This window comes from Fibrobacter sp. UWB5, from assembly GCF_002210295.1.
Lineage (GTDB): Bacteria > Fibrobacterota > Fibrobacteria > Fibrobacterales > Fibrobacteraceae > Fibrobacter.
Window position 1 is genome coordinate 707,945 of the sequence record NZ_MWQH01000001.1, and the last position, 25,789, is coordinate 733,733.

20 protein-coding genes are annotated in these 25,789 nt (G+C 52.7%); 15 read left to right on the plus strand and 5 right to left on the minus strand.

What is annotated here, in order from left to right; all coding sequences use genetic code 11:
* The first annotated feature begins 17 nt into the window (after positions 1 to 17).
* The 12 genes from B7989_RS02995 (at position 18) to B7989_RS03050 (ending at position 14,305) form a co-directional block, all read left to right on the plus strand.
* Positions 18 to 1,121, plus strand: coding sequence for a VWA domain-containing protein (locus B7989_RS02995; protein WP_088627120.1), 1,104 nt, complete (start codon positions 18 to 20; stop codon positions 1,119 to 1,121).
* A 12-nt stretch (positions 1,122 to 1,133) separates the two neighbouring features.
* Positions 1,134 to 2,162, plus strand: a complete 1,029-nt coding sequence (locus tag B7989_RS03000) for a VWA domain-containing protein (protein ID WP_088627121.1) — start codon at positions 1,134 to 1,136, stop codon at positions 2,160 to 2,162.
* Positions 2,163 to 2,426: 264 nt separating this feature from the next.
* Positions 2,427 to 3,110 carry a DUF4956 domain-containing protein gene (locus B7989_RS03005; protein WP_072800390.1) on the plus strand — a complete coding sequence of 228 codons (684 nt, stop codon included), beginning with the start codon at positions 2,427 to 2,429 and terminating at the stop codon, positions 3,108 to 3,110.
* 10 nt (positions 3,111 to 3,120) lie between these two features.
* Complete coding sequence (locus B7989_RS03010; RefSeq protein ID WP_088627122.1) at positions 3,121 to 4,185, plus strand: HlyD family secretion protein; 1,065 nt, start codon at positions 3,121 to 3,123, stop codon at positions 4,183 to 4,185.
* A gap of 8 nt (positions 4,186 to 4,193) precedes the next feature.
* Positions 4,194 to 5,585, plus strand: a complete 1,392-nt coding sequence (locus tag B7989_RS03015; RefSeq protein ID WP_088627123.1) for a hypothetical protein — start codon at positions 4,194 to 4,196, stop codon at positions 5,583 to 5,585.
* A gap of 1 nt (position 5,586) precedes the next feature.
* A complete protein-coding gene (locus B7989_RS03020) occupies positions 5,587 to 6,417 on the plus strand; it encodes a polyphosphate polymerase domain-containing protein (protein ID WP_088627124.1) in 831 nt (276 codons plus the stop codon).
* Between the two features lie 31 nt (positions 6,418 to 6,448).
* A complete protein-coding gene (locus B7989_RS03025; protein WP_088627125.1) occupies positions 6,449 to 8,158 on the plus strand; it encodes a lamin tail domain-containing protein in 1,710 nt (569 codons plus the stop codon).
* Between the two features lie 134 nt (positions 8,159 to 8,292).
* The gene (locus tag B7989_RS03030; RefSeq protein WP_088627126.1) at positions 8,293 to 10,065 is read left to right on the plus strand and encodes a TolC family protein; all 1,773 of its coding nucleotides are present in this window, start codon (positions 8,293 to 8,295) and stop codon (positions 10,063 to 10,065) included.
* Positions 10,066 to 10,086: 21 nt separating this feature from the next.
* Positions 10,087 to 11,085 carry an HlyD family secretion protein gene (locus B7989_RS03035; RefSeq protein ID WP_088627127.1) on the plus strand — a complete coding sequence of 333 codons (999 nt, stop codon included), beginning with the start codon at positions 10,087 to 10,089 and terminating at the stop codon, positions 11,083 to 11,085.
* Positions 11,086 to 11,095: 10 nt separating this feature from the next.
* Complete coding sequence (locus tag B7989_RS03040) at positions 11,096 to 12,361, plus strand: ABC transporter permease (RefSeq protein ID WP_088627128.1); 1,266 nt, start codon at positions 11,096 to 11,098, stop codon at positions 12,359 to 12,361.
* Positions 12,354 to 13,544, plus strand: a complete 1,191-nt coding sequence (locus tag B7989_RS03045; protein WP_088627355.1) for an ABC transporter permease — start codon at positions 12,354 to 12,356, stop codon at positions 13,542 to 13,544. The genes B7989_RS03040 and B7989_RS03045 overlap by 8 nt, the downstream gene beginning before the upstream one ends.
* 47 nt (positions 13,545 to 13,591) lie before the next feature.
* Entirely contained in the window at positions 13,592 to 14,305 is a 714-nt protein-coding gene (locus B7989_RS03050) for a zinc metallopeptidase (RefSeq protein WP_083597149.1), read from the plus strand.
* Here B7989_RS03050 and B7989_RS03055 read toward each other — a convergent pair.
* Positions 14,302 to 15,645 (minus strand): ScpA family protein, encoded by a 1,344-nt coding sequence (locus B7989_RS03055; protein ID WP_088627129.1) that lies wholly within the window; start codon positions 15,643 to 15,645, stop codon positions 14,302 to 14,304. The genes B7989_RS03050 and B7989_RS03055 overlap by 4 nt on opposite strands.
* Before the next feature lie 25 nt (positions 15,646 to 15,670).
* The gene (gene glmS / locus B7989_RS03060) at positions 15,671 to 17,497 is read right to left on the minus strand and encodes a glutamine--fructose-6-phosphate transaminase (isomerizing) (protein ID WP_088627130.1); all 1,827 of its coding nucleotides are present in this window, start codon (positions 17,495 to 17,497) and stop codon (positions 15,671 to 15,673) included.
* A 128-nt stretch (positions 17,498 to 17,625) separates the two neighbouring features.
* Here glmS and B7989_RS03065 point away from each other — a divergent pair, with 128 nt between their 5' ends.
* Together B7989_RS03065 and B7989_RS03070 are read left to right on the plus strand one after the other, a co-directional pair.
* On the plus strand, positions 17,626 to 18,594 hold the full coding sequence (locus tag B7989_RS03065) for an FKBP-type peptidyl-prolyl cis-trans isomerase (RefSeq protein WP_088627131.1): 969 nt from the start codon (positions 17,626 to 17,628) through the stop codon (positions 18,592 to 18,594).
* 84 nt (positions 18,595 to 18,678) lie between these two features.
* Positions 18,679 to 19,992, plus strand: coding sequence for a M23 family metallopeptidase (locus B7989_RS03070; RefSeq protein WP_233144220.1), 1,314 nt, complete (start codon positions 18,679 to 18,681; stop codon positions 19,990 to 19,992).
* Here B7989_RS03070 and B7989_RS03075 read toward each other — a convergent pair whose 3' ends face one another.
* From B7989_RS03075 to B7989_RS03085, 3 genes are all read right to left on the minus strand, one after another.
* A complete protein-coding gene (locus B7989_RS03075) occupies positions 19,993 to 21,417 on the minus strand; it encodes a S41 family peptidase (protein ID WP_088627132.1) in 1,425 nt (474 codons plus the stop codon).
* Positions 21,418 to 22,614 carry a S41 family peptidase gene (locus tag B7989_RS03080; protein WP_158212855.1) on the minus strand — a complete coding sequence of 399 codons (1,197 nt, stop codon included), beginning with the start codon at positions 22,612 to 22,614 and terminating at the stop codon, positions 21,418 to 21,420.
* Between the two features lie 169 nt (positions 22,615 to 22,783).
* Entirely contained in the window at positions 22,784 to 23,536 is a 753-nt protein-coding gene (locus B7989_RS03085) for a leucine-rich repeat domain-containing protein (RefSeq protein WP_088627134.1), read from the minus strand.
* A gap of 266 nt (positions 23,537 to 23,802) precedes the next feature.
* Here B7989_RS03085 and B7989_RS03090 point away from each other — a divergent pair, with 266 nt between their 5' ends.
* The gene (locus tag B7989_RS03090) at positions 23,803 to 25,695 is read left to right on the plus strand and encodes an AIPR family protein (protein WP_088627135.1); all 1,893 of its coding nucleotides are present in this window, start codon (positions 23,803 to 23,805) and stop codon (positions 25,693 to 25,695) included.
* Positions 25,696 to 25,789 lie beyond the last annotated feature (94 nt).

The following is a 25,789-nucleotide window of genomic DNA, read 5'->3' on the forward strand; positions in this document are numbered from 1 at the left end:
GCTTTTTCGGAGATTTTATGGATATTGGTGCGCTACATTTTCAGAATCCCGAGGCCTTTTGGCTCCTACTTTTGGTTCCTGTTTTAGTCGGCTGGTACATCTATCGTGAACACCGCCGCAAGAGTACGATTAAATTCCCGGCCCTTTCGATTGCCAAGCGTGCGGTTCCGAGCCGTCGCGTCAAATTCCGCCATATTGTGCCGATTTTGCGCCTTGCCGCTCTCGTTTGCTTTGTGGTAGCACTTGCACGCCCACAGAACGCCATGGAAGTCGAATACACCTCTACCGATGGCGTCGACATTATGCTTGCGCTCGACGTCTCGGGCTCCATGGGTACGCTCGATATGCTTACCCGTATGGAACAAGCGAAGCTCGGCGTGATGAATGCGGAACGCATCTTGAAATCCGGCGATTACTGGAAATACAGCCGTCTGGGTTATGCCCAGCAGGTGATTGCGGACTTTATCCAGAAACGCCATAGCGACCGAATCGGTTTGTCCGCTTTCGGAGCCCGTTCCGTTACTCAGTGCCCTCTGACACTCGATTACGGCTCGCTGCTTGAAATTCTGAAAGCGACCGATGACTTGGCCCGCGACAGCATTATGAATAGCCGCACGGCTATTGGCGACGGCCTGATGAACGCCCTTGCCCGTTTGCAAAAGTCCGAAGCCAAGTCCAAGGTGGTGGTGCTCTTGACCGATGGCCGCGATAATGCAAGCCTGGTGCCGCCCATGCGTGCAGCCGATGTGGCTCAGTCGCTTGGTGTCAAGGTTTATACCGTTGGTGTGGGTAAAAAGAACGGCAAAATTCTTGCCTTTCAGCAGAATCCGTGGACTGGCGATATTTCATGGGGTGAACGCGACATTACGCCCGAAGAAGGAATTGACGAGGGTGTGTTGAGGTCTGTTGCCCAAAAGACGGGAGGCCGCTTCTACCGCGCCGAAAACAAGGAAGAACTCGAAAAGATTTATTCCGAAATCGACGAACTCGAAAAGACCGAAATTGAAACGGTGGCTTACGCCCGCTATGCCGAAAAGTTCTACCCGTGGCTCTTGGTGGGTGCCTTGCTGATTTTACTCGAATTGTTGCTTGCGAATACGCGCTTTGTGCGCATCCCGTAATGGAGGCTTTAGATGCGATTTGCTGAACCGATGTTCTTGTGGGGCCTTTTGACGCTCCCGTTGTTTGCGCTCCTTTTTGTGTATGCTTACCACCGTCGCAAAAAACTCGCAGCCCGCTTTGTTTCGCTTTCGATGTTGCCTAAGCTTTCGACTTCGGTGTCGCCCTGGCGTAGGCTTGCGAAGGTGACCATTTTGCTCTTTGCGATTGCCTTCTTGTTTGTGGCTCTTGCGCGCCCGCAGTGGGGCCGTAAAATGGAACATATCGAACGCCGCGGCCTTGATCTTGTGTTGTTGCAGGACATTTCGCTTTCGATGCTTGCCGAAGACGTCAAGCCGAATCGCTTGACCCGCAGCCGTCATGAAATTTCGGCGTTCCTGGAATCGCTTTCGGGCGACCGCGTGGGCCTTGTGGCGTTCTCGGGCGAAGCCCAGGTGATGGTGCCGCTCACTCTCGATTACGGTACCGTGCAGATGATGCTTAGGGAACTCACTCCGGGCTGGCTCATGCCGGGCACGAACCTCGAAAAGGCAATCCGCAAGGGCATGGATTTGTACCGCAATTCGGGAAGCGCCGGGCAGTACTCCGTGATGATTTTGATGAGCGATGGCGAAGAGCTTGAAGCCGCTGCCGTAAACGCCGCCAAGGAAGCGGCCGAAATGGGAATCCGCATTTATACAATCGGTATCGGCTCCCGCGAGGGCGTACCTATTCCGGTGCCCTCCAAGAATGGCGAAGTCGCTTACAAAAAAGATATGCAGGGTAATATCGTGACCACGCGTCTCGAAGACGGAACTCTGCAAGAAATTGCAAGCGTTACCGGTGGGCTTTATTTCTATGCGAACCCGGGTGAATTCCAGTTGCAAAAAGTGCTGACTGAAATTGCAAGCCTCGAAAAAAAGGAACAGGCTACTGACCGCATGGAAAACTATCAGGACCGCTACCAGATTTTTCTGGCTCTTGCAGCCCTCTTGTTCTTGATCGAAGCATTGGTGTCTGAAAGGGGCCGTAAACGCCGTGTCGGAGCGGGCCGATTTAACTGAAAAAAGTAAAAATTTTTTACTGTGATTTGCACGCTTTTTGCACGCTAGTCAGCATTTGCAAATTTCTTTTAAGGTGCTTTTTAGCACCTTTTTTGCTATTATTCTAACTGGTGTGGTAAAATAAGGGTGAATTCGTCCCGAATCGCCTCATTTTTTTAGGAACGTTTGGTTTTTGTTCATCCATTTTTACACAAAAATTCGCTATTTTGCGAGTGATTAAAGTAAATTTTGGCTGAAAAATAAAAAGTAAACCATGGAGTCCCTATGCTCGACCTATTAGCCGTCCAATCCGGCACCGCCAATGCCACTCTCATTACGTTGGCGTACACCTTGATCCTCACATTTATCCTGTCCTCGGTGATTGCGTGGACCTACGAAAAGACCTTCCTCGGGTTGTCGTACTCCAGAAACTTTGTGCAGGCAATTGTGCTTAGTGCAGTCGTTGCTGCCACGGTGATGCAGGCCATTGGTGATAACGTCGGTCGCGGTCTTGGTATGATGGGTGCCCTTTCCGTGGTTCGCTTTAGAACATCTTTTAAGGACCCGCGCGACATTATGTTTGTGTTCGCATCGCTCGGCGCCGGTATCGGTTGCGGTGTGTACGCCTGGGGCGCTGCCGTGGGTGGCACGATTGCCTTTAGCGCTGTGGCCTTCCTCCTTTCTCGTACAGGTCTTGGTACCAAGCACTTCTTTGACGGCATGCTCCGTTTTGCGCTCCCCAACGAAGCCAAGGTCCGTGGTCAGATAGAAGACATCATGAAGTCTAGCCTCAAGACGTTCATCTTGATTACGATGCGTGAAGTTGACGGCGGTGCTCGCCTTGACGTCGCTTACCAGATTCGCCTGCGCGCCACTCATCCGGCTGCAGAAATCCTGAGCGAACTCTCTAAAATAGAAGGCATCTCGGACGTACAGTTCATGATGCAGGACGCCACGACGGAAATGTAAGGGAGACGGTATGAACAAGCTTAGCGATATGCTCGAAAATTTTTGGAACACGCACAAGTCTAATGCCGGTGTCGCTTATGTCTATGGCCACAAGCTTTCTTTGGCCTGGATTCTCTGTGTCATTATCGCCATTATTCTTGGCTACATGTACCAGGGCAAGATTGCAACCTTCCAGGGTATTGCAGAAGCTGCCGAAACCACCATTAGCGTACCGAGCCCCACCGAAGTGGTCAAGGTGCACGTGATGCCTGGCCAGGCAATCAATGCAGGCGATACCATCGTGGAACTCAACCGTCCGGACCTCACGCTGCGCATTGCCGAAGTGACTCGCGAACTTGATGCTAGCGCAGGCCGTAGCAACTTGTCTGCTGCAGACATCGACCAGAAGGTCGCTGCAGTCAAGGCCGACCTTGCCACGAAGACCCTTACGCTCAAGTCCGAAATCAACAGACTTGAAACCGAATACAAGAAGAACAAAGAAATTGCTGCAAAGCTCAAGAGCCTCAAGGGTTCCAACGCCGACAGCGACGGTAACGACGCTATGGCTATGCAAATCAAGAGCTTGAAGAACGAACTTGCCGTTGCTAACGCCAACGCCAACGAACAGATCAAGCTCCTGCGCAGCAGCAACCGTTTGCAGAAGGATGCTGGCAAGAGCGAAGTCGAAAACCTGCAGAAGGAACTCGAAGAACTCAAGAAGCAGCAAGAAGAATTGACCCAGATTGCCAAGGAAAGCTGGGTCGTGGGCTCTGTGAACGTTCATGACGGCGAAAAGGTATCTAGCTTCGCCCCGATCGTCACCCTCACTCACAAGTCCCCGACGCTGGTTCGCGGTTACATCCACGAAAGAATGTACCAGCGCATGGATATTGGCGAAACCGTCAAGGTGAAGTCGCTCGGCGCTACGGGTAAGCCGGTGAAGGGCAAGGTGGTTGGCCTTTCCAGCCGCATTGTGGAATTCCCGATGCGCATGTGGAAGATGCCTGAAATGCCGATTCACGGCCGCGAAGTCATTATCACGATCCCTGCCGAAAATTCGTTCCTCTTGGGCGAAATGGTGACCATCTCCGAATAGTTTGATTTATGAAAAAATCCGCTCTTGTATCTCTGTTTGTTGCAGCACCGTTGCTTGCCGCCCCGCTGACTTGGGAAACCCTCATCAAGTCTGCTGATGATGACGCCCGTTATCAGGGTTCTCAAAAACGTGTAAACATTGCGACCTCTCGCAACACGAAACTGTGGGACAAGCTTGAGTTGCGTTACAAACTCGATGGCTTCAGCTTTGCACAACATGACTTTGAACTTCGCATGACTCCTAAGGCTTTTGGCGAAGGTTCTGCTGACCGTGCGCATTACGAAGCGCAGATGGCCTATGCGAATGCGAATTTGGCTGAAGACCGCGCCGTTCTTTTGTACGACCGCTACGAACGCGGAATTCATTACCTGATGCGCAAGCGTATCAATGCGCTTAACCAGGAACTTTACCAGATCAATGCTGACCGTATCGAAGTGCTGCACCTCAAGTCTGGTTCTGCAAATTTCAATCCGCAGGACTTGATGTCCGCTCTTGAAAAAGAATCATCGATCCGCGCCGCCCTCATTAGCGATTCCAACTCGCTCCAGAATTCCGAAAGAAAACTCCGCGTGTGGATTCCTGAATTCGATAGCGTTGAACTGGATTCCTCTTGGCTTCCGCCTATGGAAGATATCGAAGCCCAGTTGAAAGATGGCGTCGATGTAAGTGACAAGTTCCCGCAAGTTGCCATGGCCAAGGGCAAGATGGATTCCGAAAAGGCTCGCGCCAAGCAAGATGTTGCTAGCCGCCGCGACTACATTTCGCATATCGGTATCGGCTATTCGCTCAAGATTCCGTCTTTGATGAAAAAGTACAAGGACATGGGTTACGACGATTTGTGCAATACGAATAGCGAATATTACAGCGAAGACGATTGTACCAAGTGGAAGGATAAAGCCTATAACGAAGAAACCGCTCGCTTTGACAACACGTATTCTATCCAGAGACTTGTGGATGACAAGGACAATCGTCGCACTCGTGACAAGTTCTTTGCAAACATTGGCATTAAGCTTCCGTTCTTTGACAGCAACAAGGATAACGACCTGCGTAACCAGGTGGCAGACCTTGAAGCCGAAGGCGATTATATGGAAAAGTTCCGCGACGTGAGCGTGAAGGTGAATCGCCTCGTCGAACAGATCAACGGATTCCTTGCTCAATGGAAGGTTCAGAAGGACTTTGCCGAAAAGGTTAAAGCGGGTAACATTTTTGAACAGTTTGCAAAAGACGCCGGTTCTGACCCGCTCCTTTTGCTGCGTGCCCGCGAATCTGCCGTGGAAAGCGAACTGAATGCAGTCAAGCTTGAAGTCGACATTTACGACCTTTATCTTGAGCTGTTGCAGTATGCAGGCCAGCTTTCCAAGGAAGGCGTGCAGAACCACTTAGTCGGGGGGCTCAAGTAGTATGGCCGAAGCCCGCGGATTTAGCCTTCTCGAAAGGTTCGAACTCAAGTACCACATTCCCGTGGAATGGGCGGACCGTATCGGCGCATTCCTTGCTCCGTACTGCGAAGAAGACTACTATTCTAAAATTACGCCGGGCGGATTCTACTGGATTACGAATCTCTACTTGGATTCGCCTTCTTGGACGTTCCTCGGCTGGAAAAAGAAACAGTTGCTGGATCGCTTCAATATGCGCATTCGCACCTATGGTGAACACCCGGCTCAAGACGGAACGTTCCACTTTGAATGCAAGCGCAAGATCAAGAACATTTGCTACAAGAGCCGCGGAACCATCAAGGGCATTAACCCGGGCGAAGTCTGGAACATGAAACCCGAAGACTGGCCGTGCAAGGGTGAAAAGGACCGCATGTACGTGAAGGATTTCTTGTACAAGACGGAACTCTACAATGCGCACCCGCGCCTTTTGACCCAGTACAAGCGCCGCGCCTGGTTTGGCCTTCGCGAAGAATATTCCCGCGTGACGATCGATACCGGCATGCGCTTCCGCGAAGAAAACGGTTTTGATTATACGGTCGATCCGCATTACATGCACTCGACAGGGCTTCCGAGATTTTTCCAGCCTGCATGCGATGCCGTGCTCGAACTCAAGTGCCCTTGCTCCCAGGTACCGTACTGGATGTTCGATTTGATCAAGTTCTTGAACTTAAAACACGCTGCCTTCTCCAAATTCGGCAATGCCGCCGCAGAATGGAAACGTGTATACGAAAATCCGCGTCGCTTTAAGACTCCGTACTGGACGAAGCTTGCCGTAGGCGCTGGCGAAAATTATTAAAATAGAAGAAAGTTTTTGCGAGGATACCTCTATGGATATCAAAAAGATTCTTTTGGCTGGTTCGGCAGTGACCGCAATGGTTCTTGCCACCTCTTGTTCCAGTGACTCGTCTACGGAACCGGATCCTGCTGATCCGACCGTTTCTTCGTCTTCGGAAGGTGGCTCGAATTCGGACCCGACTTCGTCTGCTGGCGATACTCCTGCGACGGGTTCTTCGAGCAGCGTTAGCGGTGACGTTCCCAAATCTTCGGCTGCTGAAGTGGTTGATTCTTCGTACACCCAGATGGCGATTACCGAAATCATGTATAATGCTGACGATGGTTCCGCCTTGGAATGGGTCGAAGTGACAATCCAGAGTGGTCCGGATATCAGCAGTATGCTCGCTTCGGGCATGCGTTTGGACGGTGCGCTTTCCTATACGTTCCCGAACGAAGAACTCAAGAAGGGCGAATACATTGTCGTGACCAACGACAAGGATTTGTTCATGCAGACTTATCCCGAATTCAAGGGCCGTCTCTATGGTCCGTGGGATAATGATCCGAAGACTGGTGCTGTGGCCAAGCTTTCGAACGAAGGCGACGTGATTGACGTGAAACTGACGGGTGAAGGCGACGTGAGTTGCTCTTACAGCATGGAACCGCCTTGGCCGTCTCTTGCCAACGGCAAGGGCCGTACGCTTGTGTACAAGGGCGGCAACGCTGCCCAGGCAACCTCCTGGGGTGCAAGCAAGATTATGAACGGTAATCCGGGTGTGGGCAACGATGAATGGCTCACGACTTCGAATATCCGCTTGAACGAAATCATGCCGACTGGTACGGGCGTCGCTGCCTGGGTTGAGCTCTACAATGCGGGTAGCGCCGATGTTGATGTGACAGGTTGGATTTTTGAATCCAAGATCCGTAAGGAAAAACTCACCATCAAGGCCGGAACGGTTCCTGCAAAGGGTTACCTTGTCTTGAACGCTGAAACCGATTTTAACGATAGCGAAGGTGCCGCAAAGGAACTGATTGTTAGCTCTATCGGTGGTTCTTATTACCTGTATGGCGCAACCGAAGGTGACGAATCCAGTTTGCTTTTGCCTTCTAGCGAACTTTCGAGCGGTGTGGTGGACTTGAGTGATGGCTCTACGGCTCAGGGGGCGCTTGTCGAAGCGACTCCGGGGGCTGCAAACTCCAAGCTTTATATTGGTGGCTTGGTCATTAGCGAAATTCACTACCACCCGAACGAAGAAGACTTGAACGACGTGGAATTCCTGGAACTCAAGAATTTGTCTGAAACGCCCATTACGCCGTTTGAAAAACTTTCAAACGGAAACAGAGGTTGGAAGGTCGAAGGTATTAATTTTGAATTTGCTTCGACTGACGTGATTCCGGCTGGCGGTATTGTGGTGCTGTTCCCGGATTCCTTGCAGACCACCCCTGGTGCAGATAATTTGCGTAAGCGTTTTTCGATTGACGCTAGCGTGTTGATTAGCTTCTATAGCGGTAAGCTTTCCAACCGCGGTGAAACGATTGCTGTAAAGAAGCCTTACTTCTATCAGAAAGATACTTCGAACCCGCTTAATGACCAGTGGTACTACGATTGGTCCGATGCAACGCTCTATAGCGATAAGTGGAGCGGCAACGGCGTTGACTACAAGCGCGCGGACGGTTTCGGTTACAGTTTGCAGCGCAAGGACTTCACCACGATGGGTTATGAAGCTGCCGCTTGGACGGTTGACAAGCCGACTCCGGGTAAGTAAAATGCCTAATTTACAGGTTGATAGCTTTTTATAAGCGTCCTGTAAATGCTTTATAATACATTTTTTGAAAAAAGTAAGTAAACCGCCCCTTTGGGGCGGTTTTTCTGTATGGAAAAATTTATTTTTATCGTGTTATGAAAAAGAGTTTGTTTTTGGGTATTGCAGCGAGTGCTGCCGTTTTTGCAGCACCCATTTCGCTATCGGACGCCATTGCGATGGCAAAGACGAACAATTCGCAGATTAAGGCCGAAAAGGCCAAGGTCGAAATGGCCGAAAGTGGTCAGTCCGAGGCCCGTTCCCGTTTTATGCCCCAGCTTTCGCTGACGGCCAGCGTGACAAAGATAAACGACCCGATCTATATTGATTTGGGTCAAATCCAACAGGGGCTAAGTGGACTTGCAGACGGTCTTGCGACGGTTGGCCCTGCAGGGGTGTATTCCAAAGCTTATATCGATGCCTATAACAAGGCCCAGGCCGGTTACGAGCAGGCATATGCCGGTGCAAGGGCGCAAGGTCTGAGCGAAGCCGAGGCGAATGCCTTTGCCTTGGACAAGGTGGGTGGTTCTGCACAAGAAATCGCTCAACAGACGGCAGACAAGTATGCGGCTGACAGCAAGCAACAGCTTGATGCTGCAAAAGCGAAAATCGACGATGCCGATTTCCGCATGAAGGTGCAGGACGACGTGTTCTTTAATGCGCGCTTGACTGCTATTTGGCCGATTTTTACGGGCCTCAAGATTTATTCCGCCTACGATGCCGCCAAAGAAAACGTGAATGCCAAGAAGGCGGCCTTTGACATGGCGCAAAACACAATCCTCATGGATGTGGCTACCAAGTACTTTACGCTTCGCCTGGCCGAAGAATTGACGGTGCTTCGCGAAAGCACCAAGAAGAACTTGGAAGAACACTTGGCCCGCTCCAAGAAACTGGAAGAAGGTGGCCAGATTAGCAAGGCGGAACGCCTGCGCGCCGAAGTGGCTTTAGCTGAGGCTGAAAACGCGCTTGAAGATTCTTACCGCGACCAAACTCTTGCTCGCTTGGCTCTTGCAAGTCTGTTGCATACGGACACGAACATTACGGCTATCACTCCGGTGCTTGCTCCGGAGCAGACCTTGGCCATGGAAGAATTCAAGCAGCTTGCGATGGATAGACATCCGGGCCTGCGCCAGTTGCGCACCGAACGCAAGCGTAGCCAAGATGCGGTGAGTGCTGCCCGCGCCGATTATTTCCCGACGGTAGCACTCTTTGCCTACAAGGAACTTTATACCCGCGACTTGACGCTCCTGGAGCCCGATTGGGCGGTGGGTGCCAAGATGCAATGGGACTTGTTCAAGGGCGGCGAGACTCGCTCCAAGGTGAGCAACGCGAAGGCTCTCGACCGTTCGCTTTCGAGCATGGAAGAGCAGACCATGGATAACATTGGCCTGCTGGTTGAAAAACGCTGGCGTGAAATGGAGCATGCCAAGAGCCGCTTGGAAAGCCTGAAGAAGACTCGCGAACTTGCCGAAGAAGCGCACCGCAGCCAGACTTTGGCTTACGAAGCGGGCCTTGCCACGGGCTTGGATGTAGTGGATGCAGAACTTGCGCTTTCGCGCTTGCAGGTGGCTGACTTGAAGGCGCATTACGACGCGGTGGTCGCCTGGCTTGGACTTTTGGAAGCAAGCGGAGAAGTGGTGAATGCGGGCGAGATGCTCAAGAACATAAAGCCTGTCGAAGAGACGAAGGCTGAAGAGGTCAAACCTGCCGAACCTGTTGCGGAACCTACAGCTGTTCCCGCCGCAGAGTCGAATGTCGTGGCGAACGATTCTTTGAACGTCATTGCGAACCCCGAAGGGGTGAAGCAATCTGCGCCAGCTGATTCTGCAGCGCCTGCGCCGGTTGATACAACGGCTGCTCCCGCAAACTGATTTTAGAAATGGAGAAAAAGAATGAACGTCTTGAAAGTGATTGGAAAAACTTTGGTCGTCTTGGCGTTGATTGCCTTGATCGTTCTTGGAATTATCACGTTGCAGAAGTTTGCAACAGAACCCCGCGATGCCTATTTGCAGGGCCAGATGGAAGCTCGCCGCGTGCTTGTGGCGGGTAAAGTGCCTGGTCGCGTGGAACAACTGTTCTTCCGCGAAGGCGACATGGTCGAAAAGAATGCCATTGTCGCTATTATTAGCAGCCCCGAAATCGAAGCCAAAAAGATGCAGGCGCAGGGTGCTTTAGGTGCTGCTCGCGCTCAGGCGAACAAGGCGAAGAATGGTGCCCGCTCCGAAGACATTACGGCCCTCAAGGCGATGGCCTCGCGCGCGCAGGATGCCGCGAACCTCGCGAAGAACACTTACGACCGTGTGCAAAAGCTTTATAACGAAGGCGTGTTGCCGCTCCAGAAGCGCGACGAAGCCGAAACCCAAATGAAGGCGTCGCAGTCTGCTGCCGACGCCGCCAAGGCCCAGTACGAACAGGCTCTCGCCGGCACCCGCAGCGAAGACAAGGCTGCCGCAAACGCACTCGTGATGCAGGCGAAGGGCGCCAACGCCGAGGTCGACGCTTACCTCGAAGAAACGAAAATCCGCGCCCCCATCGCAGGCGAGGTCTCCGTGAAACTGGTCGAAGAGGGCGAAGTCGTTGGCTCTGGCATGCCGGTAGTCGCTATTACTGACCTCGACGATTCCTGGGCAGTTTTCCACTTGCGCGAAGACTTGCTCAAGAACGTGTCCAAGGGCAAGACCTTCAGCATGTTCATTCCGGCGCTTGACAAGAATGTCGAAATGGAAGTCAGCTACATTGCTTCGGTGGGCGATTACGCCACCTGGCGTAGCTCCAAGGAAAGCGGCGGCTTTGATCTCAAGAGCTTTGAAGTGCGCCTGCGCCCGAAGGCAAAAATCGAAAACCTGCGCCCTGGCATGAGCGTGCTTTTCCCGGTGGAACAGATTCAGTAAGGTCGTAATCGTGTTCCTTGATGTTTTAAGGGCGATTCGCAAAATCTACATCAGTCACAATATCGTGTTGTGGCTGGTGCTCTTGATTTTGCCGGTGGTGACATCGGTCTTTATGGTGAATTTCTTTTCGGCCGAAATCATTCAGCATGTGCCGATTGGCCTTTTAAAGCAAGACCGCTCGCAGCTGGCCGATAAAGTTGAAATGGCCTTGCGGGCAGACCCCGTGCTCGAAGTTGCCATGGAATGCGATGACCGCAGCGAATGCGAACATGCGGTGATTCGCGGTGATTTGCAGGCGTTTATTGTACTCCCGTACGATATGGAACGCCGGGCGCTGCGACTTGAGACGCCCGTGATTCCGGTGTATTCCAGCGGCCAGAATTACCTCACGAATACCTTTGCGGTCAAGGAAATCCGCTCGGTGATTTCGGCAATCGGTGCCGACATGTTTACCAAGCAAATGGACGACCCGATTCACGTTGAACTCAAGTCGGTCAGCAACAATAGCGGTAACTACCAAGGCTTTTTAGGGCTCGGGCTTGTGACGGCGATTTTCCACTTGGCTGGAATTTTGGCGGCGGTGTACCTGTTCAGTTTTCCGTTCCGCGATCACCGCGTCCGCGAATTCTTGCAGGCGGCGGGCGGCTCGCGCGTGGTGCTTGGTGCCGCGACGGTTTTGCCGCTGGTCGTGATTCAGTGGCTGTCGATGGTGGCGGTGTATGCATATGCTAGGCGTGCACTGACCCCGATGACCTTCGATGAATTTGTGGTGGTGTCTGCGGGGCAGTTGGCGATGATTCTCGCTTGCTCCGGAGCGGGGGCCGCCTTTGTGGGCATTACGGGCAACATGCGTATGTCTTCGAGCGTGGCGGGCGTTATCGCCGGCCCCGCGTTTGCGTTTGCAGGCCAGACGTTCCCGGTGATGGCAATGCCCTTGGTGGTGCGCGGCTTTGCTTTCCTGCTTCCGCTCACGCACGTTTTAAAGGTTCAGTCCGCTATGCTCTTGGGCTCGGTCGGCAAGGCTCATGCCTGGGAATCGATCGTGGTGCTTTTGTTCATGGCGCTGTTCTGGCATTTGCTGGCATCCAAGCTTTTGATGCTTCGCTGGAAAGTCGCCGAAGAAAAAGAGGCGGACTGGGAAGCCCGCGAAAAGTTGCACCTGAAGGACAAGCTGAAAAATATTGCCGGCGCCGTATATTCGGATTTAAGTATCCGAAAGGCGGTCGCAACTGATATGGCGGCAAGAGATGCTCGAAAAGGAGGCCGCAATGATTGACCTCTTTAAGCGACTTTTCAAGGTGGCATTTGCCGAGTGGAAACTGTTCTACACCGATCCTGCGGCCGTGTTGTTGCTGGTGGTGGCGGGCGTGCTTTACGCCTTCTATTACCCGACGCCTTACATGAAACAGACGGCTACAGATGTACCTGTGGCGGTGGTGGATCTTGACCATACGGTCATGTCGCGCGAACTTACGCAGATGTCGGCGGCAGCCCAGCAGATTGATGTGCGTTATGTGTTCTCGGATGTCCGCGAAGCCGAAGAGGCCATGGCGAATGAGAAAATCTACGGTTTCATGGTGATTCCCAAAGACATGGAGAAAACGCTCCGCAACGGTGGCAAGACGAATGTGAACGTGTTCACGCACGGTGCCTACGTGATGCTCCACGGCAACATTGGCACCGCGTTTACCACATGTGCCCTTACGGTGGGGGCGACCACGAAGGTCAAGCGAATAGCCCTCGGCAAGAAAGTCCCTGCGGCCAAGGCGATTGCCATGCGCGACCCGATTCCCATCAGCGTGCAGACCATGTACAACAATACGGGTAGCTACTCCAACTATGTGGTGCCGAGCGTACTTGTACTGATTTTGCAGCAGACGCTGGTGATTGGCATTTGCATTCTGGGCGGAGCCCGCGCTCACCGCAAGTTCCGCAAATTGCAACGCGACAGCTCCGTCGAAAACGAGCTGATGCCTTACCGCTACTTTGGCCGTTCGCTAGCATACTTCTTGCATTACTGCAGCTTTATCTTGTTCTATCATTTTGTGGTGTACAACGTGTTCGAATTCCCGCGCCGCGGCGAAATTTTGCCGATGGTGGCCTTTGCGATCGTGTTCCTGTTTTCGGTCATCAATTTCGGGATGGTGCTTTCGCAGGTATTCCTACGCCGCGAAACGAGCATGCAGCTGTTCCTGTACATGAGCATCCCGATTCTGTTCCTTTCGAATTTTAGCTGGCCTACCGAACTGATTCCGGCGTGGATGAAGGGCTTTTCTTGCCTGCTGCCCTCGACGTTTGCCATTCCGGCATGGCTTGCCATTGAGCAACGCGGCGCCGACATTTATGATGCTGCATCGCTGTTGCTGCCGCTCGCTTTGCAGGCGGTGTTCTACCTGTTGCTCGGGCTAGTGCTGACAAACCTCCGCGATGGTAGCAAGCTACAGACTGGCGATATGTAGGCGTTTTTCCGCCCGCATTTTTGTATATTGCGGTTAGAGGTAACAATATGATGTTTGATCCTTTATACATGATGATTCTCCTGGTCACGCTCGCTCTTTCGGGTAGTGTTTCTTGGATGGTCAAGTCCCGTTTTAACGCTGGCCAGAAGGTCGGCATTTCCAGCGGCCTTACGGGTGCCGATGTGGCGAAGGCAATCCTGATGGATGCGGGCATTACCGACGTGAAGGTACTGCAGCATCATGGATTCTTGTCGGACCATTACAATCCACTGAACAAAACTCTGAACTTGTCGCCTGAAGTTTATAACGGCCGCAATGCATCTGCCGCGGGTGTAGCCGCTCACGAAGTGGGCCACGCCATTCAGCATGCGCAGGGATACTTCCCGCTGTGGCTGCGTTCGTTCATTGTGCCTGCCGCAAACCTCGGCTCGAATCTTGGTCCGTGGCTTGTCATTCTCGGCATCATCCTGATGAGTGCGGGCCGTGCGCTCGGCTACTCGCTCGCCGTGGCGGGAGTGGTACTGTTCGGTATCGCAACGCTCTTTACGCTGGTGACCGTGCCGGTGGAATTCGACGCTTCTTCTCGCGCCAAGAAGGTACTTGCTCGCCTCGATATCGTGGCGCAGGGCCGCGAATACAATACGGTTTCGGGAGTGCTCTTTGCCGCAGGGCTTACCTATGTGGCAGCCGCCATCGGCTCCATTATGCAGTTGCTTTATTGGGCGTACCGTGCCGGACTTATCGGCGGTCGGCGAGACTAGTCGTTAGTATGAACCTCTATTGACGGGAAGTCGTCATCGTCGTCAGAATTGTCTGAATTTTCAGAAGCCTGGGTGTCATAGAACGCCTGGGCTTTTTTCATGAACGCTTCGAATTCTTCGTCCGTCATGTTAGGCTCGTTATTCGAGCCGTCCGACGGCTGTGGCTCTTCGGCCGGCGTCTCTTCGACAGACGCGATCGAGGAGTCGACAGTTTCTTCGACGGGTGCGCTTGTTTCGGGCGCAGATTCAACAACCGGTGCGGTTTCTTCCGCAGGCGCGGTGCTTTCAACCGGAGCATTCTCTGCCGGAGCTTGCTCTGAACTTGTTTCAGAGTCTTCCTTCATCATTTCGGCGAACGGGTTTTCCTGCACTTCGCTCAAGTCTTCGCGACCTTCGAGCATGGCGTTCAAATCGTCTTCGCTCACGTTCCGTCCACGTTCCGTCCACAGCACGGCTTCGCGCATCACCGCGGCCAAGTCGCCCACGGTCTGTTCCTTGGAACGTGCAATCGCCTGGTTGCGAATCGCTTCCACAAGGCCCGGCTTCACGTCCGGATCCTTGCTGAAGAACACGGTCTCGTGCGCCATTTCTTCGGCGTAGTCGGCATTGTTCTTCTTGCGGTAAATCCAAATCGGTCCAAACAGTTCGCTCTGGCGGAACACGATTTCATCCGTCTTGATCATTTCGAGCATGGCCATGAAGGTCACTGCCGCCACAATCGGGTGAGAATCGTTGTCGAGCAAATCTTCGAACAGGGCGCGGCCATTCACCGACAGGTAATTGTTGATTGCCTGCTGACGGTCCTGAATGGTCACGTAGTCCAGCTCAATGTGGTGAATCGTTTCCGAAATCTTGGTCTTCAGGCTCTTCTGGTAAGCGCGGAAAAGCTGCCAAATGTTCGCGTCGGCCAAAGTCTCTTCGTCGGTCTGCGTCTTTTCCAAGCGACCGCGTGAATACGTACCGAAGTTCTCGCTTTCCATTTCTTGGAGGCCGCTCGCGACTTGCTTAAAGCGCTGGTATTCCAGCATTTCTTTCATGAGCTGTTCGCGGTCTTCGTTGTATTCCGCTTCCATCTCGGGGTCGCGCTGCTCGGCCGGTAAAAGTTCCTGCACCTTGAGGGCCATCAAGCGGCTCGCCATGTACAAGAAATCACCCGCCTTCGAAAGGTCGGTGCCCTCGTACTCGTTCACCCACTTTAAAAACTGGTCCGCAATTTCGGCAATCGAAATCTGTTCGAGCGGGACTTCCTTCTTCTGAACAAGATACACCAGCAAGTCCATCGGGCCGTTAAACGCCCCGATGCGTACTTCGTATTCTTCCTGTTCTTCGACTTCGGTCATGCTTATCGATTCTTAGTTAGATAGCTTATTCCACGGTCACGCTCTTGGCGAGGTTGCGCGGCTGGTCCACGTCGTTTCCGCGAAGTACGGCGATGTGGTAGGCGAGCAGCTGGAGCGGCACGCATGTCACAATCGGCATGAGCATCGGGATGGTCTTCGGGACCTTGATCAGGTGGTCGGCAATTTCGTCGAGCGGGTGGCAATCTTCGGTCGAGATGGCGATTACCTTACCGCCACGGGCCTTGATTTCGCGCACGTTGCTAATCACCTTGTCAAACAGGGCGTCCTTCGGGGCAATTACCACGACCGGCATGTTTTCGTCGATCAAGGCAATCGGGCCGTGCTTCATTTCGGCAGCGGGGTAGCCTTCGGCGTGAATGTAGCTGATTTCCTTGAGCTTTAAGGCGCCTTCCATGGCGACCGGGTAGTTGAAGTGACGGCCCAGGTACAAGAAGTTGTTTGCCTTCACGTACTTGTTGGCGATGCCTGCAATCTGGTCGGAAAGCTTGAGGGTCTGTTCCACAAGTTCCGGGAGTTCCTGCATGGCCTTCACGATGTCGGAGCCAGCTTCAAAAGAAAGTCTGCGCTGGCGGCCAAGCAAAAGGGCAATCATGGCGAGCACGGTCACCTGGCTTGTAAACGCCTTGGTCGATGCCACGCCGATTTCAGGGCCTGCATGCAGGTAAACGCCGCCGTCGCTGGTGCGGGCGATGGTGGAACCCACGCCGTTACAAATGGCAAGAGCGGTGGCGCCCTTCTGCTGGGCTTCCTTAAGGGCGGCGAGCGTATCGGCGGTTTCGCCGGACTGGCTAATGGCAAGTACGAGCGTACCCGGCTTGATAATCGGGTTACGGTAACGGAATTCCGAGGCGTATTCCACTTCGACCGGAACGCCGGCCAAGTCTTCGATCATGTATTCACCGACCATACCGGCATAGTAGCTGGTACCGCAGGCGGTAATGATGATACGGTTGATGTTGCGGAGTTCCTTGATGTTGGTGTCGAGGCCTGCAAGCTTGGCATTGCCTTCGGCGTACAGCAGGCGGCCGCGCATGGTGTTGCGGAGCACTTCGGGCTGTTCGAAAATTTCCTTGAGCATGAAGTGGGCAAAGCCGCCCTTCGCAATGGCGTCGGCATCGAATTCCACGTCTTGCACTTCGTGCTGCACTGGCTGGCTGTTCGTATTCAACAGGTTGTAGCCGTCTTCCTTGATTTCGACGATGTCGTTGTCGTCGAGGTAAACGACCTTCTGCGTGTGCATGATGATTGCAGAAACGTCAGAAGCTAGGTAGAATTCATTCTGGCCGATACCCAAAATGAGCGGGGAGCCGCGACGGGCACCGATCATGGTGCCGGGTTCGTCCTTGCAAATCACGGCAAGGCCAAAAGTACCTTCAATCTTGGAAATAGCCTTGAGAACGGCTTCCTTGAGGTTGCCGTTGTAGTAGCGGGCAATCAGGTGGGCGACGACTTCGGTATCGGTTTCAGACTTGAATTCGACGCCTTCAGACTGGAGTTTCTTCTTCAAAATGGCATAGTTTTCGATAATGCCGTTATGGACAATCGAAATCTTGCCGTCAAAGCTCTGGTGGGGGTGCGCGTTCTGTTCGGTCGGGGCGCCGTGGGTGGCCCAACGGGTGTGGGCAATGCCGACATGACCGTGGAGAGGCTTTGTCTTGAGTTTGTCTTCAAGAGCTGCAATCTTGCCGGAGGCACGGACCGTTTCAATATTTCCGTCTTCAATCAGGGCAACGCCCGAGCTATCGTAGCCACGGTATTCCAACTTTTTAAGACCGCCGACCAAGATAGGTAGAGCTTCGTTCTGGCCGATATATCCGACAATTCCGCACATATACTAATAATCCTTCTTTTGTTAACGAAACGCAATATACCAATTTCTTTTGGTAAAAATGGGTTACAAATGGTCTTTTGGCGTAAGATTTTGTTATTTTTCGTTTGTCAAACATAAAAGAGGATAAAATGAACAAAAAACTCATTATTGCTGCGGGTGCTCTCGCATTTGCTCTGACTGGCTGTGACCAGCTGTGCCAGGGTCCCAAGACCAAGACTGCTTTGGTGACCGACAAGGATAAGTACAGCTATGCTCTCGGTGCTCATTTCGGTAACCAGGCTCGTTTCCAGTTGGTAACCCGCGACTCTATCGACCTCGACCTCGATCTCTTTATCCAGGCTTTCAAGGAACGCTATAACGAAGATTCCGCTCATTTCTTGATGAACGATTCCATCATCTTCCAGACCTTGACCGACCTTTCTCAGGCCCGTCAGGCTGAAAAGAACAAGAAGGACAGCCTCGCTGCCGAAGCCAACAAGGCCGCTGGCGAAGCATTCCTCGCCCAGAACAAGACTGCCGAAGGCGTCGTGACCACCGAATCTGGCCTCCAGTACAAGGTGATTACCGAAGGTACGGGTGCAACTCCGGCCGATGGCGACATCGTGAAGGTTCACTACACCGGTACGCTCCTCGACGGCACCAAGTTCGACAGCTCTGTCGACCGTGGCGAACCGCTTGAATTCCCGATCGGCGCCGTGATTCCGGGTTGGACCGAAATGCTCAAGCTCATGAAGGTGGGCGGCAAGGTCACCGCTTGGATCCCGAGCGACCTCGCATACGGTCCGCGTGGCCGTGGCCCGCAGATTCCGGGTAACAGCCTCCTCGTGTTCGAAATGGAATTGATCGATACTCATTCTGCCGACGCTCCGGCTGCTGAAGCCCCGAAGGCCGAAGCTCCGAAGGCTGAAAAGAAGGCTGCCGCTAAGCCGGCTGCTCCGAAGGCCGAAGCCAAGCCCGCCGCCGCAAAGCCGGCTGCTGAAGCAAAGCCTGCCGAAGCTGCTAAGCCCGCTGCTGAAGCCCCGAAGGCCGAAGCTAAGCCGGCTGCTGCCGCTCCTGCCGCCGCTCCCGCTGCAGCTGCACCGGCCGCTGCCAAGTAATCGGTTCAAATAAGAACTTTGAGAATCCCCTTGCTTAAACGCGAGGGGATTTTTTCTATTTTGTACCATCATTTTGAGGTGCATGTGAACCGTTTTTTGCTTGTTGTCTTATCCGCATTTTTCTTGCTTTCCTTGCTTGGCTGTAATGAAGAAGGCAAAATCCAGAAACTGAAAGATGAAGGCGACAAACTCCGTGCACAAATTGATTCCCTGACTAACGAGATTGAACAGCTGCAAATGCAGCCTGGTAATTGGATTGTGCACAACGATACCGTTCGTGCCGGCGATGGCCTTTTCCAGGTGCTTGTCCGCATGCAGATCAACGAACGCGAACGCGGCAAGATTGTGCTTGCCCTCCAGGACAGCGCCGAACTTTCCAAACTCCGCGTGGGCCAGGTCTTTTACGCCGCTATAGACTCTTCGGGCAGTGTCCAGCGATTCCGTTATGCCCCGAATCCGGCGAACATCCACATGCTCAGCCGTACAGAAAACGGTTACGTCTACACCCTCATTCAAAAGCCGGTAACCCGCCGTCAGTCTGTTTTCGAGGGAGCCCTTACCGAAGGCAGCACCTTGAACGGCACGCTTTTCAAGGTGGGCATTCCCGGCCGCATGGTGGGTATTGTCAGTGGCGTGCTCCAGTGCAAGGTGGCATTCCCCTTGGCTCGCGCCGGCGACAAGTTCCGCATTTTGCTCGAAGAAACCTTCTACCAGGATTCTATCTGGATTTCGGGCCGAGTCGTTTACGCCGAATTCAACGGCCGCATCGTGGGACACCATGAAGCTTTCCGTTACGAAGATCCGGATCCGAAAAGTTCCTTTAATGCTCACTATACCGAAAAGGGTGAAGCGCTCGTCTTTGATGGCTTGCGTTACCCGCTGGACCGCCTGCATATTACGAGCCCCTTCGGTAGCCGCATTCACCCCATTACGGGCCAGCGCAAAATGCATGCCGGCATTGACTACGGTAGCCCCACGGGCACGCCGGTTTATGCCGTTGCCGAAGGTATTGTGACGGTTTCGGGCTTTGACCAGTTTAGCGGTAACAAGATTGCCATTCGCCACAGGGACCGTTCCGAAAGCTGGTACATGCACCTCTCTGTTCGCGGCGTCAAGGTAGGCTCCAAGGTGGCTGCGCGCCAGTGCATCGGCCGCGTGGGTTCCACGGGACGAAGCACCGGCCCGCACCTGCATCTGGGTTTCAAGAACGAAAAGGGCAAATGGATCAATCCGGCCTCCAAGACCATGATTGCCGCCCCCAAGCTGGAAGGGCAGAGGCTTGCTCGCCTCAAGGAACAGGTGGCCGAAATCCGCAAACAAATAGAGGCGACTCTCGCCGCCCCTGCCGTAAAAGCAAACGACACCACCGACGTGATGGTGCGTATGCGTAGTCTGTAATTACTTCGCGATTTTATATCTCAGCTTCAGGTCCTTGGCAGTCGGAACTCTGCCAGAGGCTTCGTGCTCATGTTCTTTAGAGAAGTGGTTGAGCTTTTGCGTTCCGTAGCCGGCTGCGCGAACAAACTGAGCTTCTTTGGCGAGTTCCACGGCCTTGGCCATCTGTTCGTCCGGATTGTTGATTTCAAAGTCCGGAACGATTCCCAAGTCATGGTAGCTATCCCAGTTCTTGTCGAAGCCTTGCAGGGCCGTCACTAGGGCGAGACCTTCTCCGACTTCGGTCTGGATCACGAGTTGTCCGATTCCCTTTCCGTAAGTCAGCTGGCCCACGACCGGAACTTTGCGGTTTGCCGTCAGTGCCGAGAGCATGGTTTCGGCGCAGCTTGCCGATCCCGTGTCAGCCATAAAGACGTAGTAGCGGTTCTTGCCAATTCCGTCGCGTTCTGCGGTAACGGTAAGTGTATCGAATTTCTGGAAATACTTCATGCCTCGGCCATCGGGAATGGAATCGACCGTGGCTTCGATATCGATCACGACGGTGTCGCCAGCAGAAAGCAGTTCTTTGGCCATGTTGGCGCACTGTTCGGTTTCGCCACCGGGGTTGTCGCGCAAGTCGATGATCGTGGAGGTGGCGCCTTCGGTCTTTTTGAGGGCTGCCACGAATTCTCCATAGGAACCGCTGTCGCTAATCGAGGTCACGACAAATTCCTTAATCAGGATTACCGGAATGGAGTCTTGGTAAGTGAGCTTGACGGAGGGTTCGTTGTATTCGTCGATAGTCACTTTAATGCTAACCGGTTCCGAGTTGCGGGTGACAACGATGTTGATGACATCGTCTTTGTTGCCGGTGCACATGTTTTCGAAATTGTATGCCGAAGTAATGTTAAGGCCATCTACTTGGGTCACGATGTCTCCGACCATCAAGCCGGCTTTTTGTGCCGGAGAACCCGGATAAATTTCGGTTATAACCAAGTAGCGGGATGTGGAATCCAGCATTTCTTCAACTTCCGCGCCGATGCCTACGATGGATTCGGATTCCAGAATGCTGGAATAAATCTGGTCTGCGACAAGGGGGTCGAAATAACGGGTGAAGGGGTCGGCCATCTGGTTGTACATGTAGCACACGTCGTAGTAGTCTGCAGAACAGTAACCCTTGGTACGGCTGTCTTGGCTTGTTCCCTTGTTCAGGTAGACCTTGTAATCGTCGGCCAGTTCGTTACGCATGTGGGCGTAAATGTAGAACAGGTCGAGCATCTCATAATTGAAATAGAGTTCGGCTTCGTATTCGTTATTGATGTGTTCCATTTCGGGGAACAAGTCGGCCATAATGTCGCGCTCGTCCGACGAGCTGCTTACGGATTGCGAACAAGCCGAAAATAAAAATGGTATGGCGCCAAAAATGGCGAGTGTCTTTTTCAGTTTCATTTATTCCTCTCCTTCTATAATTGCGCCGCCCAAGTCTTTGTAACGGCGTAAAATCTGTGGCTCGTTTGCATCGGCTGCACTCTTTTTAAAGGCCGTCTTCGAGGAGCCCTTCTTGCCGTATTTGCTTTCGAGTGCGTCAAAGCCGCATTGCAGCGATGCTTCGGAACAAGGGTAGTCGGGAATGATTCCCTTTTTGTGGTAGGAATTTCCTTTGGGAGTCAGGAACTCCAGATTCGTAATGAGCGAAAGTCCCCCGGCCATTGTCTTCCAGGTACTTTGGCCAATTCCCTTGCCGTAGCTGACTGTTCCTGCGATAGGAATTTCTGCGCCTTCTTGGAGTGCTACCGCAAAGATTTCAGCACAGCTTGCGCTCCCGCCATTCACGAGTGCCACGAATTTCTTTTTCTCGCCGGCGTCGCCCGGCTTGGCGACCACGGTCACCTTGTTGTAAAGGGGCGTGCCGTCGCCTGCAAAGCTTCGCCAGGAGCGGGTTGAGATATTGCCCTTTTCCATGAACAAGTCTGCCATCGCGGTACAGTGATTTACGTGACCGCCCGGGTTCCCTCGCAAGTCAATGAGTCGGGGTGCCGTCGAGTTCCTGGTCGATTCCAGGTAAGTTGTGAGTTCTCCCAGCGTGCCGTTCTTCTTGTCGACGGTGTTCAGCTTGAATCCGGTAATGGTGATGATTTCGATTCCGTTCAAGGTGTCGACAAATACGGTCGGAGCGTAAACGTCTTCCTTGGTCAGTTCGTATGTGTTGGTGTCGCCCGCGTAGGCCACCGTGATCGAAATTTCCTTGTTTTGAGTCAGGACAGAATCGTAGATGTTGAATGCACGGTCGCCAGAAATTTCGACGCCGTTGACATTCAGGATGTTGCCGTAGCGGGGGATGCCTGCCCTGCCTGCCGGGCTTTCGGGATACACGCGGTAAATGACGAGCGGGTGCTCCATCTGGTTGAACTGCGTGTATTCCATGCCTACGTCGCCCGGTACAATGCTCGTGTTGATATGCGAGATTGCCGCTTCGCTTTTAGACGGCGGAACGTAACGGGTGTAGGGGTCGGACAGCTTGTTGTAGAGTTCGTTTACCGAATCGCCCTGTTCATCCAGCAGGGGCAGTTCGTCTTCGAACAGGTAAGTCTTTTGCAAAAGCCAGTAGTTGAACGAATATTCTGTTGGCGCCGGCGTAGAATCCACCGGCTCGAAAAAATCGCTACAGGCAGTGAGGAAGACGAGAAAAATGAGATGTGGGATGAGGAATGTGAAATGAGCAATTATTGAATTCTCATTAGTTATTTCACATTTCACATTACTCATTATCCTTTCTCCAACCAATCCTAACCACAGCCGACTTTTACAGTCTACGCTATTGGTCGATGCTCAGACCCTTCTTGTCCAGGAGCACGCGCGGGATTCCGCCTTCCATCGGGTTTTCGACGACGGAAATCGTTTCGAGGCTGTCGCATTCGGCGAGGCTTTCGGGGAGCGTGGCGAGCTGGTTTGCGTCGAGGACCAGTTCCTTGAGTTTTTTCAGGTTGCTGAATTCCGAGGGGATTGCGCCCAGGTTGTTACCCGACACCATCAGGACTTCGAGGGATTCCAGGTGGCCGAGGGTGGCCGGAATGGAAGTCAGGTCGTTGTTGTCGAGGTAAAGCTTACGGAGCTTTTTCAGCTTGCCGAGGGTAGGAGGCACTTCGGAAAGCATGTTGTCGTGCAGAGAAATCTTGGTGACGTTGGTCCACTTGCCGACTTCGAGGGTCAGGTCCAAAAGTTGGTTTTTGGCGATATTCACCGTTTCGAGCTTCTCGAGGTTGCCGACGGAATCCGGAAGTTCGGACAGGCTGTTGTAACCCAGGTACAGGTGTTCAAGATTTGTAAGTTCGCCGATGGTTTCGGGGAGTTCCATCAGGTCGTTTTCGCTCACGGAGAGCTTTTTGAGCTTTTTCAGCTTGCAAATGTCGTCGGGAAGTTCCACGAGCATGTTACGGTCGAGGATGAGCTCTTCGAGGTCTTCCAGTTCGAAAAGTTCCTGAGGAAGAATTCTCAGTTCTTTTTGGGAAAGGTCTAACGAGGTGGCTTTTTCGGCTTTAGCTTTACGAATAATGTCTAACAAGTTCATGGGAACATCTCCTATAGTGTAAATCATAGCATTTTTGCCCCGAAAAGATGAAACATTCTACAAAAAAAGCAAAAAAGTATGATTTTTATACAAATGTTCACTATAAATAGGGGCCATTAATGAAAAAAAATGAAAAAAATTGTCTTTAAGTTGCTCAAAAGGGTGTTTTGATGCTATTTTTAGGATACAAATATGATAGTAATATATAAGGTGCCCCTGTTTGCACCCGCATTTTGCTATTGTAAAATAACAAAACTGAGGAAAAAATGGAATTAACCAAATCGCAGGAACGCCGTCTAGCATTTGTGGCTAGCCTCTTGAGTCTCAATCCCAACGATCCTACTGACCGAATTAAGGCACTCCGGCATCTAAACCTTGATGAAAACGGCTGCTTCCATGGTTTCCAATACTCCCAAGGCTTTATGGAATTCTTCATCTTCCTCGATGAAGACACTCCGCTCGAAAAGGTCGTTTCCCACCTCAATTCCGACCTGAAACAGCTCCAGATTGCCGTTTTCCGTACCAGCGACCCTCCTAATCCGTTCTTCATGTCGCTGCGCGAAGAAGCCGACCCCTGGGCTGTGAACAAGATTTCTGATGACGACGAAGACGAAGATGATGATTCTCCGGCTAGTCGTCCGTACATGGAAACGCTCGAAATTACGGTTCTCCGTACCCGTGCGACCCGCGATATTACCGACTCCGAACTGGAACGCACCCTCAAGGATATGCGCCGCAAGCTCGGTATCTGGAAGAACGAAGTCAAGGCAAAACTCGAAATCATTGCCGAACATGACGATTTGACCCGCGATTTCCGCAGCGCCGACGACAAGCTCGAAATCGTGATGGATTCCGATCCGTTGCACTTGACCAGCGATCACGGCGAACTGTTCCTCGGTTTCTGCCCGATTCGCACGATTTTTGACTATCACGTGAACCTCGGTAAGCGTCTCAAGACCAAGCACAACATGGCTATCGTCTCGAGCAACATCCGTACTTACCTCGGCAACCTCACTCACACGAACGCTGCCTTGATCGATGCCTTCCAGACCATGGAACGCAATGACGACCAGAACGTGAATGTGGACGACTTCCCGTTCCTGCATAACGGTATGACCCTTACCGGTGATGACCTGCGCCTCAAGGAACGCGACGGCAAGAAGGTTCTCTATATCGAACGTCCGAAGATTATTAACGGTGCCCAGTCCCTGTTCACCTACGAACAGTACGCCAAGAAGAGCAAGAAGCCGGTGAACCCGCAGGTGCTCGTGAAGGTGGTGGTGCCGTATCCTGGTGCCGACAACTTCCTGAACCAGGTGACCATGGCCAACAACCGCCAGAACCCGGTGTTCAGCTACCATCTGCGTGCTGCTGACGACCTGCAGTTCTTCATTTGGCAGCGTTACCAGGAAGAAGGCTTTACCTACGTTTATAAGGATGGCGTGCGCCTCAAGGCACGTACCCGTAAGCTCGAAGTGCGTATGCGCCCCGAACTTGCCAAGACCCTCTTCATGATGGATGGCAAGCTCAGCGAATGCCGCTCCAGCGACTGCATTTTTGATAAGGAAACCCTGTACCAGCGCTGCTTCGGCGCGTTCGTGCGTGTGTCTCCGGACAAGGAACGCGACTTCGTGCGCAAGACCATCGCCTTTACCAAGGCATGGCAGCTCCTTAGCCGCTTGCCGATCAAGATTCGCCGCGTGACCCCGGGTAAGGGCGTGTCTATCGAAGCGAACGACGATAACCCGCTGACTCGTATCACTTGGAACGGCCGCCTCGAAGACAAGTTTATCTTCCGTAGCGCCGTGAAGGACCTGGTGGTGGCCCTTGCCCTGAAGCACTGGCTCATCTACGGTGACCCGATCCAGGATTTCGAATGGCTGGTCGAAAACGAACTCAACTTCAACGATTCCATCCTCAAGTATGCTTCCAAGATTTACACCGAAGACTTGAAGGGTATCCTGATTTCTGAATTCAAGGACAATCCGGCTTACTACGACACCATCACGACGATTGACAAGGATTCCGGTGAATCCGTGGAACGTCGCCTGTGGAAGGGCTTTGCCAATACCGCCACTTACGACAAGATGATGGATCTTCTGTGCAAGAAGAACCGCACCTGGGAAAAGTGCCGCGGCGGTATCGAAGTATTCCTTTAATTGGCTTCTTAAAATCTTTGTAAGACTCCGTATTACACGGAGTCTTATTTTTTATGCGACCAAAGAAATATGAGAACTCCAAAAGGAAAAGTAA